This is a genomic window from Hyphomicrobium nitrativorans NL23 (genome assembly GCF_000503895.1).
GTDB lineage: Bacteria > Pseudomonadota > Alphaproteobacteria > Rhizobiales > Hyphomicrobiaceae > Hyphomicrobium_C > Hyphomicrobium_C nitrativorans.
On sequence record NC_022997.1, the window covers coordinates 1298298 to 1309724 of the forward strand.

The 11427-nt window shown below is 61.2% G+C and carries 11 protein-coding genes; 8 read left to right on the plus strand and 3 right to left on the minus strand.

All coding sequences use genetic code 11. The features are described from left to right. Nucleotides 1-715 precede the first annotated feature (715 nt). The 8 genes from ftcD to W911_RS06085 all read left to right on the plus strand — a co-directional run bounded on the left by ftcD (nucleotide 716) and on the right by W911_RS06085 (nucleotide 10167). A complete protein-coding gene (ftcD, locus tag W911_RS06050) occupies nucleotides 716-1657 on the plus strand; it encodes a glutamate formimidoyltransferase (RefSeq protein ID WP_023786640.1) in 942 nt (313 codons plus the stop codon). 224 nt (nucleotides 1658-1881) lie between these two features. Next, the gene (locus tag W911_RS06055; RefSeq protein WP_023786641.1) at nucleotides 1882-3432 is read left to right on the plus strand and encodes a trimethylamine N-oxide permease; all 1551 of its coding nucleotides are present in this window, start codon (nucleotides 1882-1884) and stop codon (nucleotides 3430-3432) included. Nucleotides 3433-3608: 176 nt separating this feature from the next. Further along, nucleotides 3609-5291 carry a formate--tetrahydrofolate ligase gene (locus W911_RS06060; protein WP_023786642.1) on the plus strand — a complete coding sequence of 561 codons (1683 nt, stop codon included), beginning with the start codon at nucleotides 3609-3611 and terminating at the stop codon, nucleotides 5289-5291. A 66-nt stretch (nucleotides 5292-5357) separates the two neighbouring features. Further along, nucleotides 5358-5981 carry a cyclodeaminase/cyclohydrolase family protein gene (locus tag W911_RS06065; protein WP_023786643.1) on the plus strand — a complete coding sequence of 208 codons (624 nt, stop codon included), beginning with the start codon at nucleotides 5358-5360 and terminating at the stop codon, nucleotides 5979-5981. Beyond that, nucleotides 5950-7362 (plus strand): bifunctional folylpolyglutamate synthase/dihydrofolate synthase, encoded by a 1413-nt coding sequence (locus W911_RS06070; protein ID WP_081717654.1) that lies wholly within the window; start codon nucleotides 5950-5952, stop codon nucleotides 7360-7362. Before W911_RS06065 ends, W911_RS06070 begins: the two co-directional genes overlap by 32 nt. Before the next feature lie 33 nt (nucleotides 7363-7395). Continuing rightward, nucleotides 7396-8346 carry a methylenetetrahydrofolate reductase [NAD(P)H] gene (metF, locus tag W911_RS06075; protein ID WP_023786645.1) on the plus strand — a complete coding sequence of 317 codons (951 nt, stop codon included), beginning with the start codon at nucleotides 7396-7398 and terminating at the stop codon, nucleotides 8344-8346. Nucleotides 8347-8478: 132 nt separating this feature from the next. Further along, nucleotides 8479-8895, plus strand: coding sequence for a universal stress protein (locus W911_RS06080; protein ID WP_023786646.1), 417 nt, complete (start codon nucleotides 8479-8481; stop codon nucleotides 8893-8895). A 105-nt stretch (nucleotides 8896-9000) separates the two neighbouring features. Beyond that, on the plus strand, nucleotides 9001-10167 hold the full coding sequence (locus W911_RS06085) for an NnrS family protein (protein WP_023786647.1): 1167 nt from the start codon (nucleotides 9001-9003) through the stop codon (nucleotides 10165-10167). A 22-nt stretch (nucleotides 10168-10189) separates the two neighbouring features. On the opposite strand, the gene W911_RS06090 is transcribed toward W911_RS06085, so the two are convergent. Genes W911_RS06090 through W911_RS06100 form a run of 3 tightly spaced genes read right to left on the minus strand, consistent with a single transcriptional unit; the run spans nucleotide 10190 to nucleotide 11372 of the window. Next, on the minus strand, nucleotides 10190-10777 hold the full coding sequence (locus W911_RS06090; RefSeq protein ID WP_023786648.1) for a Tll0287-like domain-containing protein: 588 nt from the start codon (nucleotides 10775-10777) through the stop codon (nucleotides 10190-10192). Between the two features lie 53 nt (nucleotides 10778-10830). Beyond that, nucleotides 10831-11049, minus strand: a complete 219-nt coding sequence (locus W911_RS06095) for a YgaP family membrane protein (protein ID WP_023786649.1) — start codon at nucleotides 11047-11049, stop codon at nucleotides 10831-10833. After that, nucleotides 11046-11372 (minus strand): ArsR/SmtB family transcription factor, encoded by a 327-nt coding sequence (locus tag W911_RS06100; RefSeq protein ID WP_023786650.1) that lies wholly within the window; start codon nucleotides 11370-11372, stop codon nucleotides 11046-11048. Before W911_RS06100 ends, W911_RS06095 begins: the two co-directional genes overlap by 4 nt. Between the last annotated feature and the right edge of the window lie 55 nt (nucleotides 11373-11427).

Consider the following 11427-nt stretch of genomic DNA (forward strand, 5'->3'; position numbering starts at 1 on the left):
AGCACGCGCTTTGACCGTGCCATAGCCATCGGGCGCGAAATTTGCCGCCTCGGATAGCCGCAGGAGGCACGCGTCCAAAGCTTTTTCTGTGGGGCTGCGGCGCATCAGGGATCGCATTGCACAACGTCCGGGATGCTCGCATTGCGCGTGCCGTGATTGTCAGCCTGCGTCCCCAAGGTTCACTCGCGCCGAGCGGACTGTGCGGGCCGATCAGGAGAGGCCGGTGGCGGGCTTTTCGGGCAGGTATTCCGTGCGGTAGCAAACCTAAGATTGATGAAATGAATGAGGCGATTGACCTCGTCTTTGCTAAGTCGCGCGGGGGTGACTTCAGCCATGGGCCCTTTCCCCGCTGCTGCGGAAACTCCCGCGCTGCGATGCTTCTTCGAAGTGCGTTCCGGGGAGCAATATGTGCGCGGACGATGTGGCCATTTTCGTGTGTTCGAACGCGCCGCCGGGCTTCGACGTCTCGCATTGCAAACACGAATTGGCGCAGCGCATAATAATTAATCGCTTGATTAATTTAAATTCGGGGATACCGTGAGGGTGGGACGTCAAGCTGCCCGTTCGGATAGGAGCGTCTACCCAAGTGGGTAGGCTAAACCTACCCCGATGCTTGCTTGACCCCTTCGCAGGGAGTGACCACGGACGTCGTGGAGCACCGTAACGCATCCCGGATGGCCATGCCGAACCGGGACCGCACTTCAGGAGGACGCTCATGGCCCAGTATATCCTATCGGACCCGAACTTCAGCGATGGCACCCGCAAGGAGGTGATCGAGCAGATCGTAGCTCCCTTCCGGGACAAAAAAGGGGTTAAGCTCATCGGCTATGAGCCCGACGCAGATTTCGATCGCTTGCCGGTCGAGGTGCTGGGTCGGCCGGAGGCCGTGAGGGAGGCGATCCTGGCATCTGCTGCGAAGGCGTACGAGCTCATCGACATGGAGAAGCAGCACGGGCGCCATCCGCGTATCGGTGCGGTCGATACCATCGAGATCTACCCTGCTAAGGACATCACCATCGAGGAGTGCGTCGCGTTTGCCGAAGATCTCGGCAAGGAGCTTTTCAAGCGCCATGGCGTTCCGATTTTCTTCACCGGAAAGAACGCACGCCGGCCGGACCGCGAGGGACTGACCGCGATCCGTAAGGGCAATTACGAAGGTCTCCGCGACGTGATCGAGAAGGATCCCGATCGGGCGCCGGATCTCGGCCCGGCGAAGATGCATCCGACGGCAGGCGCAACCATCGTCGGCGCGCTCGATGAGCATGACGCGTATTTCAACGTGGTTCTCGATACGACGGATCTTGCCATCGCCCGGAAGCTTGCAAGCTACGTGCGCGGAAAGACCGGCGGATTCACGAACATCCAGGGTGTGATCGGGTTGCCGAACACGCATCGGCGGACGGGCAAGGCGGTCACGATCGTGTCTTGCGAAGTGAGCAACCCGCTCAAGACGCCGTTGCACCGCATCTACAATCTGCTGAAAGCCGAAGCTGCCCGGTACGGCGTGAATGTCCTCGCAGGCCAAGTGTGTGGGACAATCGCGGCCGAGGTGCTGGTGCAGACGGCGGAATGGTACTTGCAGCTTGAGGGCATCAACGGCCCTTGGGATTACAAGTCCCAGATCCTCGAAAATCATTTGCTAGAGTTGGAAGGCTAGGTCCTTTCCGCGCGAATGAACTAACTAATCGACTAATAATACTTGATAGCAACGGGAGGTAATCAAGGTCGGCTTGCATAAAGAATGACCGATAAATCGGCAAACGGGGGGCATGCAAGCCGACTTTTGATTCCATTCATCGGACCCTGGGAGGACCGACAATGGAGTATGGAAAAGCTGAAGCCCTAGGGGTGTCCTATCAATCTGGTGCGGACACCCAGAGAATGCGACGCGACGTGAATTGGTGGCAGGTGGTCTTCATCGCCGCAGGTTCGCCCGCTCTCGTGATGTTCAGCCTCGGCGGCATTTCAGCCGTCACAGGCACGATCTCGCCCCTCGTCTGGTTCATCTCGGTGATGATCGGTTTTGTAGCGATCTTCAGCTACGCCGAAATCGCCGCCATGCATCCGAACAAATCCGGCGGCACGGCCGTCTATGGCGCCACCGCGTGGGTTCGCCACAGTCGCATTATCGCCCCCATGTCGGTCTGGTCGAACTGGCTCGCATGGAGTCCCATTCTCGCCATCGGTTCGGGATTGGGATCCGGGTATCTGCTCTCGATCTTTCTGCCGCCTGATCACGTCCTCAATACGTGGAAGTTGACGCTGCTCGATTTGAACTTCCTGAAAGAAGATCTCTCGATACGCATCAACACGCAGTTCATCGTAGGCACCGTGCTGATGGTGGCCGTGTGGAGCATTCAGCACACGGGCATTGCGAAAACAGCGCGCGTTCAGATCATCCTTACGTTGGGCGGCATTATTCCGCTGCTGTTCGTCACGCTCATTCCGCTGTTCACCGGCGGAATCGACATGGACAACTTCACTCCGTTCGTTCCTCTCAACGGCGAATGGAATCTCGAAGGGTGGCGTCTCTTCATTGGCGGTCTCTTCCTCGCGGCATGGGCAGCGTATGCGGCAGAAAACGCCGTCTGCTACATGAGCGAAATGAAGAACCCCCAGGGTGACGGCGCCAAGGCGATCATCTGGTCGGGCGTGCTCGGTGTGCTTCTCTACTCGCTCGTGCCGTTTGTCTTCCAGGGCGTGCTCGGCGTCGACTACATGCGTTCGCCCGGCATCGAATCCGGCGAAGGTGTGGGCGTCGCGCTGGCCAGCATGGTGGGTGCAAGCGAGTTCATCGCCAAGCTTCTGGTGGTGATGCTGACCTTCACGCTGTTCCTCGCGATCATGACGGCGATGGCCGGTTCGTCCCGCACGCTTTACCAGGGCGCGCATGACGGCTGGATGCCGAAGTGGCTCGACAAGCTCAACGAGAATGGCGTGCCCACGCGCGCCATGTGGGCAGACCTCGGGTTCAACGCGATCCTGCTTCTGATGTCCGACTACATGTTCGTGATGGCGGTTTCGGCGGTGAACTACGTGCTGTTCCACTATCTCAACCTGAACGCGGGCTGGATTCACAGGCTCGACAATCCGAATGCCAAGCGGCCGTATCGCGCGCCGAACTGGCTGATGGTGGCGGGCACGGGGCTGGCATACGTCAATGCGTTCCTGATCGGAGTCGGCGCCAACCTGTGGGGCAACCACATCCTCTTCCTCGGACTGGCTGCCGCCTTCATCTCCACGCCGCTCTTCTGGTACCGGCACTACGTCGTCGACAAGGGCAAGTTCCCGCCCGACATGCTCGCCGACCTGCTGCCCGAGGGCCAGACTGAGCTTCCCCCCACGCGAGCTGGAATGCTGCCCTACCTCGCGCTTCTCGGCGGGATGGCCTCCATGGCAGCGGGCTACATCATCTTCTGGGTGATGTTCTAGCGGAATGGAGGCGGCCTCGGTCGCACGCAGTAAAACAGCTCCCCTGTTCTGCAACGCAGCTAAGGCCGCCTCCTACTTTACCACAAACCATAAATGAGCAAGGCCGCCCGTTTGTCGCGGGAAGCCACAGGACCCGTTCGACCTCAGTCGAACATGACATGCAGAGGATACAGGCTATGAGCATCAAGGTTGCGAGCGACATCGAGATCGCGCGCGCTGCCGCTCTCGAGCCGATCGAGACGATCGCCGGCAAGGTCAGCATTCCGGAAAAGCATCTTTTTCGCTACGGGCCGCACAAAGCAAAGGTCAGCGCGGCTTACGCGGGCAATCTGGATTCGAAGCCGGACGGCAACCTGGTTCTCGTTACCGCCATTTCGCCCACACCTGCGGGCGAGGGCAAGACGACGACGACGGTCGGTCTCGGCGACGGTCTCAACCGCATCGGCAAGCGTGCGATGATCTGCTTGCGCGAACCTTCGCTCGGCCCCTGTTTCGGCATGAAGGGCGGCGCGGCGGGCGGCGGCTACGCACAAGTCGTACCGATGGAGGATCTCAATCTCCACTTCACCGGGGATTTTCACGCCATCACGGCCGCTCACAATCTTCTGAGCGCGATGATCGACAACCACATTTATTGGGGGAATGCGCTCGATATCGACACGCGCCGCATCGTATGGAGGCGCGTGCTGGACATCAACGACCGCGCTCTGCGCGAGACGGTGACCTCGCTCGGCGGCGTCGCCAACGGATACCCGGCGCTCGCGGGCTTCGATATCACGGTGGCGTCCGAGGTCATGGCTATTTTCTGCCTTGCGACGAGCCTCGACGATCTTCGCAAGCGTCTCGGCGATATGATCGTCGCGTATCGGCGGGATCGGTCTCCGGTTTACTGCCGGGAACTGAAAGCGGATGGGGCCATGACCGTGCTCCTTAAGGACGCCATGCTGCCCAACCTAGTGCAGACGCTGGAGAACAATCCCGCGTTCGTCCACGGCGGGCCGTTCGCCAACATCGCGCACGGATGCAATTCCGTGATGGCAACGAAGACGGCGCTCAAGCTTGCGGACTACGTCGTGACGGAAGCGGGCTTTGGAGCCGATCTGGGTGCCGAGAAATTCTTCGACATCAAGTGCCGGAAGGCCGGTCTCAAGCCGAAAGCCGTTGTCATCGTCGCGACCGTTCGAGCGCTCAAGATGAATGGCGGCGTGAAGAAGGACGATCTCGGCGTGGAAAACGTCGAGGCTCTGAAGGCGGGTTGCGCCAACCTCGGACGGCATATCGAGAACGTCAAGAAATTCGGCGTTCCCGCCGTCGTCGCCATCAACCACTTTGCCAAAGATACGGATGCGGAGCTCGAAGCGCTCCAGGCGTATGCGGCGAGCCAGGGTGTTTCCGCAATCGTTTGCCGTCACTGGGAACGGGGATCGGAAGGCACGGCTGAGCTTGCGCAGAAGGTCGTGGACATCTGCGAAGCGGGGGAGGCGGACTTCAAGCCCCTCTACCGGGAGGACATCGGTCTGTTCGAGAAAATCGAAACCATCGCGAAGGAGATTTATCGCGCCGATTCGGTGAAGGCGGATGCAAAAGTTCGCGATCAGCTCACGCAGTGGGAGGAGGCCGGGTACGGACACTTGCCCGTCTGCATCGCGAAAACGCAGTACTCGTTCACTACCGATCCGAACAAGCGTGGCGCGCCAGTCGGTTTCGAGCTTCCCATCCGCGAAGTGCGCTTGTCGGCAGGTGCGGGGTTCGTGGTCGGGATCTGCGGAGAGATCATGACCATGCCAGGCTTGCCGCGCGTCCCTGCCGCGGAAACCATCCAGCTCAACGCCGAAGGCCAGATCGAAGGCCTGTTCTGAAAGTTCCATCCTGCCGCCACCCAACGGCTTACGTTTGCGATTTGCACGGAGAAGAAAGAGGCACTCATGCTTGTAAAAATGTCCCTAGAAGAATTCGGCGCCATCCTCGGTTCGGACGCGCCCGCTCCGGGCGGCGGTAGCGTTGCGGCGCTGTCCGGCGCACTCGGTGCAGAGCTGGTTGCGATGGTATGCCGGCTCAGCATCGGCAAGAAGGGCTATGAGACCTTCACGGACGAGCTCAACGCGGCGCTGCCCAAGGCCGATGCGCTCGCGGCCGGGCTTCTGCGGCGTGTCGATCTCGATACCGAGGCGTTTAACGCCGTCATGGCCGCGTTCAAGCTCCCCAAGGAGACGGACGACGATAAGCAGAAGAGAACGGCTGCCATCCAGAACGGATACAAGGAGGCGGTTCAATCTCCGCTCTCCATCGCAAAAGAATGCGTGGACGTGTTGGAACTCAGCCAGTCGCTTCTCGGCAAGTCCAACAGCAATGCGCTGAGCGATCTCGGCGTGGCGTCCCAGCAGGCGTACGCCGGCCTGGAAGGCGCGATCATGAACGTTCGGATCAATCTGCCGTCCATCAAAGACGATGCGTTCAAATCGCAAATCACGGCGGAGATCGGTCAGCTCTTGAAACAGGGTCACGAGGCCAAAGAGCATGTCTACAAGTTTGTATCAGACAACCTGTGACGTCGACATTGCGGCGGCTCCCGTCAGCACGCTCCTCCTTGCGCGCCTGATGGGACTGCATCCGCAATCGATCGATCTGTCGCTGGAGCGGATCGAGCGCCTCCTTGAGGCGCTCGGTTCGCCCGAACGCCGGTTGCCGCCCGTCGTGCATGTGGCAGGCACCAACGGCAAGGGATCGTTGATCGCGTTCCTACGCGCTATTTCGGAAGGGCTCGGCTGCCGCACGCATTCCTATATCTCGCCGCATCTCGTCAGCTTTCACGAGCGGATCGTGCTGGCCGGCGAGACGGGCGCTGCGCCGATTTCCGAGGATGCGCTGGTGGATTACCTGTCGCGCGTCGAGGATGCGAACGGTCGACGGCCGATCACGCATTTCGAGATCACGACGGCTGCGGCTTTTCTCGCATTCTCGGAGGCGCAGGCGGATCTCCTGCTTCTCGAAACGGGACTGGGAGGGCGGCTCGATGCCACCAACGTGGTGGAGCAGCCGAAGTTGACGGTCATCACGCCGATTTCCATCGATCACGTGTCTTTCCTAGGCGGGACGATCGCGGCGATTGCGCGGGAAAAGGCCGGGATCATCAAGCCTGGCGTGCCGTGCATCGTCGGTCGCCAGCACTCCGAAGCGCTCGCCGTGATCGCGGAGAGGGCGAAAGCCGTGGGCGCGCCGCTTTATGTCTTCGGACGCGATTTCGATGTCAGCGTTCGAGACGGACGGCTTCTGTTCCAGTCTCATGCCCGGCTGATCAATCTGCCGGTGCCGCACTTGGCGGGCGCGCATCAAGTGGAGAATGCGGCGCTCGCTATCGCTGCCGCATGCGTTCTCTTCGACGAGGGCGTTTCGGTCGGCGCGCTCGAACACGGCCTTCGCGAGGCGACGTGGCCGGCGCGTTTCCAGCGCCTGGATGACGGCGATCTCAACGCCTGTGTGAGCCGCGGCACCGAGCTTCTGCTCGACGGCGGACATAATCCGGCCGCGGCCTGCGTCATCGCCAAGGCGCTCGACGAGCTTGCCGCGCGCGATCCGCGTGATGTGCATCTGATTTGGGGAATGATGGAAGCCAAGGATGCGCAGTCCGTCATCGCGCCTTTCAGGGGACGCGTCTCGCGTGTCTACACGGTACCTATCCCCGATGAGCCTAACGCGTTTTCGGCCGCGGATCTTGCCGGGGTCGCATCCCGGGAAGGGTTCGACGTGATCCCGACGAGCGGTGTCGTCCAGGCGCTCCGTCTGTCTCAAGCCGGGATGCGCCAGCCCGGGCGTGTCCTGATTTTCGGGTCGCTCTATCTCGCGGGGCACGTTCTGCGCGTGCACGAACACGGGTTCGAGCGGGCGAGGCGCGAGGGTGCGTTCGCGGCGCCGGTTCGCACGTCACGGTGAGGGTCGATCAAGGTGATTCGAGGCAAGAAGACGATGGCCTTTGAGCAGGCGGATCTGGTGCGCTTTCCTTCGCGGCCGGAGCGGAAGAGCCTCTTTCTGGAACGGGGGGATATCGATGTCTCGTTCGAGTTCTTTCCGCCCAATTCGGCCGTCATGGAAGAGGCGCTTTGGCGGTCCATTCATCGGCTCGAACCGCTGCGGCCGACGAGCGTCTCCGTGACTTATGGCGCGGGAGGATCGACGAGGGAGCGTACGCACGCGACCATTGCGCGTCTTCTTCGCGAGACGACACTCCATCCGGCCGCGCATTTGACATGTATCGGCGCTACGCGAGCCGAAATAGATCGTATTGCCGGAATGTATTGGGACCTTGGCGTGCGCCACATCGTGGCCATTCGCGGAGATCCGCCTCCTGGCGAGCGTTACGTGCCGACGCCCGGTGGCTACGAGCGCGCGGTGGATCTCGTCGAGGGCTTGAAGGCCGTTGCGGACTTCGAAATCACGGTGGCCGCCCATCCGGAGAGGCATCCGGATTCTACGACGCTGGCTACCGATATCGAAGTACTCAAAGCGAAGATCGATGCGGGTGCGACGCGCATCATCACCCAATTCGCGTTCGATACGGATCGCTTTCTTCGTTTCGAGGAACGCGCGCGGTCTCGCGGTATCACCGCCCCGATCATTCCAGGGATCCTGCCGATCCATAACTTCCAGCACGTGGCCGCCATGGCATCTAGAGTGGGCGTTGGCGTTCCGGCGTGGCTGGTGCGCCGGTTCGAGGGGCTGGAAAACGATCGTGGGACGCAACGGCTCGCGGCTGCGGCCTTTGCTGCGGAACAGGTGCTCGGCTTGGTGGACCGCGGTGTGACCGAATTCCATTTCTACACCCTGAACCGGGCCGATCTCGTCTACGGGATTTGCCACATGCTTGGTTTGCGCCCACAGCGCAACGATGTGGAGTATCGAGACCTCGTGGATAACTAGAGCCGTTCCGATTTCGGTGGAATCGCGGGGGCGATTTCAACCCGTACAACTTTGACGAGCCTCAATTGCCGTGCGGCGGGCGGCCTCTAGGATTATGCGATTTCGGCAATCGCATAAGAGAGGAACGCTTGGATGAAAAAGATTCTATGCGCGGTGGACGATTGCGAGCACAGCAAAGTTGCGGCCCGTCTGGCCGGAGCCTTGGCAGCCGCCACGGCTGCGAACCTCACATTGCTCGCCGTTAACGAGTTGATCGGCGGCTACCTCCGTGGCGATGCGTCGGCGCGTCTGTGGACGGGGCCTCAAGTCCGCAAGCTTCTGGACGATGCGGCCGCGGAGGCGAAAGCGGCGGGTGCCGAAAAGGTCGAGACGCTTGAAACGGAAAGCCGGGACGTGGCGCGGGCGATTTCCCAATTCGCGGAAGAACACGGGTACGACCACATCGTTATCGGTTCCGGTGGGAAGACCACCGTCAAGCGCATGGTTCTCGGCTCCGTGTCGGCGGACATCGTGAACCGCGCGCCCTGTCCGGTGACGGTCGCCCGTTAGCCGCCAAACCGATCGGGCGCGGACATGACTTCCGTGAAGTCTTGCATTCGGAGGATATCATAGATTTACGGGCGATCTGTTGAAGCATGAGCATTGCGAGGGTGGATGCGGACATCCTGTGCGTTCTGGCAGGCGCCGCATCGCCCGCTGTTCCTGCTTGCGGCTTTGTCTGCTTTCGTCGTGCCTCTTGTCTGGCTCGCCCCTCACCGGGTCGGGCCGGACGCGGTGGCGTGGCACTCGCACGAACTGGCGTTCGGCATGGGTGGAGCCGCCGTCGGGGGTTATCTTCTTACGTCTTTGCCAAGCTGGACGCAGCAAGGCCCCGTCGCGCCGCGTCTCACGATGGCGGTGTGCGCTCTATGGGTTCTTTCGCGCCTGAGCTTTTTCTGGGCGGGGCTATTGCCTTACGCCGTTCTTATGGTGGGGACGCAGGCTTATCTTGTCACGTTGGCCGGCCTGCTGATCTGGAAGATCGCTGTGCTTCGCATTTGGTCGAGGGCGTGGCTTGTCCTTGCTATGGGCGTGCTGATTTCGAGCGATCTCTTCTTTCTGTTCCAAGCTTATCGGCATGCCGTTCCACCGGATGGCGCCGCCGTCATCGTTCTGTCTTTTGCAGTGTTGCTTTCGCTCGTTGGCGGGCGCGCCGTGCCCGCCTTCACCCGAAGCTGGCTAGAGCGGCAACGGGTGCGGATGTCCGTGAGAGACAGTTCGGTTCTATCCGTCTTCGCGACGGTGTCGCTTGCGGCCGGTGGCCTGCTTATGGTGGTTGCGCGTGATCCTGTGGCAGGGGGCGTTTTCATCTTGTCGGGCGCGTTGCATCTTTTGCGAACGGCTGGCTGGAAGACTTGGGAGGTTCGCCGCTACCCCGCACTTCTTCTGTTACACCTCTCCTGGATCTGGCTGCCGGCAGGGCTGTTTCTGGTTGGGCTCGCAATGATCCGGCCGGAGTGGATCGCATTGTCGGACGCTATCCATGCGCTGGCGATGGGTGCCATGGGAGCGACGATCCTCGCGATCATGGCGCGCGCGATCATGGTGCGGCGGGGCGATATGCTCCTATTGGGCAAGCCTCTGGCGCTCGCTTTCGCGCTGGTCTGGATTTCAGCGTTTGTTCGGGTGTCGGCGCCGTTCGCGCCTTCTCTCACGCCAGATCCGATCCGCGTATCCGCAATTTTGTGGATGGCGGGCTGGCTGATCTTTCTTTTTGTTTACGTCCCCAGGCTCTGCGGCCCAATCCCAAGGCCTATACTCAGCGCCCGCGTTCGGAGGTGAGTTTCCCCCCGGCCGACGCCCGTCATCGTATTTGCCGGCGGACGGTGAATGCGCCTCTGAGCTCGCCTGCGACGAAACCCGTCGCTTCGTCGGAGGGATAGAGCTCCAATATCTCCGCCTTGAGGCTGGCTTCGATATTGCTTCCGTGACAGACCAAGCACGGCTCTGCCGCGGTCGGAATCGCTTTCATGTAGCGGAAGGTGCTTTTGCCGTTTTCGGTGGCGATCTCTGCGTGTTCGAGTGTCGCCGGATCGCTTCCGGCCGCAGCTTTTCGCACGAAGTCGGCCAGGACGCGTCGTTCGAACGCATCGGGCGTGTTATCCGGGTTGCGCACTTTGAGCGCCGTTCGACCGACGGTCAGGTCATGCGTTTTGGAGGCGTTCTCAGCGATAGAGGGCGCGACGGTGCGGCAAACGCCGAGCGCAGCCGAGGGGCCGCCCGCCTTCAATGCGGCGATGAGTTCGGAGCGTAAATTTTCGCCAAGATCCTTCGCCGCGGCGCGGGCCGCAGCAAGATTGCCGCCCGTTTCGAAGGGCGGAGGGTTGTCCGCCCATGCCTGTGCCGGGGCTATTGCAACGGTCAGCCCGATCAGGAGCGCTGCACGAGGCATCCATCGAGAACGGGGCGTTTCAATCGCTGCTGCGACGAGCGATCCATGCGTTGTCATGGCGTATCACAGCAGGAGAATGCGCCGCCGGAACGGACGCCGAGCCGCTTCAGAACGTAGGCGAGGGGGCAGAACCGCGTGAAGGCGGCCTGAAGCAGATTGATCCCGACAAAGGCGGTAAGAAGCAGCCAATACGGGCTGTAAGTGTGGCTGAGGGCGAGGCTGAGTAAAATCATGCTGCCCGCGAACGCGAGCACGGCGCGGTCGATCGTCATTTCGAAATCCTCCGACGTTTGGGTGTGGCTTGTCCGCAGAAAAGATCGTGCAGCACGCCGATGAGGCGAGCGACGCGAGCGTCGGCCAAGCTGTAGTGGATCGTTTGGGCTTCGCGCCGGGTTGCGACGAAGCCGCCTTCCCGTAGCTTGGCGAGGTGTTGCGACAGGGCCGACTGGCTGAGAGGAACGACGGCTTCCAGCGCCGAGACCGAGCGCTCGCCGTTGTGCAGCTCGCACAGGATCATCAGACGATGGCGGTTGGCGAGCGCCTTGAGAAACTCGGCCGCGGCTTCGCTGTTGGCTTCGAGGTCTTGAATATTCATAATTGCTAATTTAGATATTGCTTATGTTTATGTCAAGCGCCGCCTCGGGCGCTCA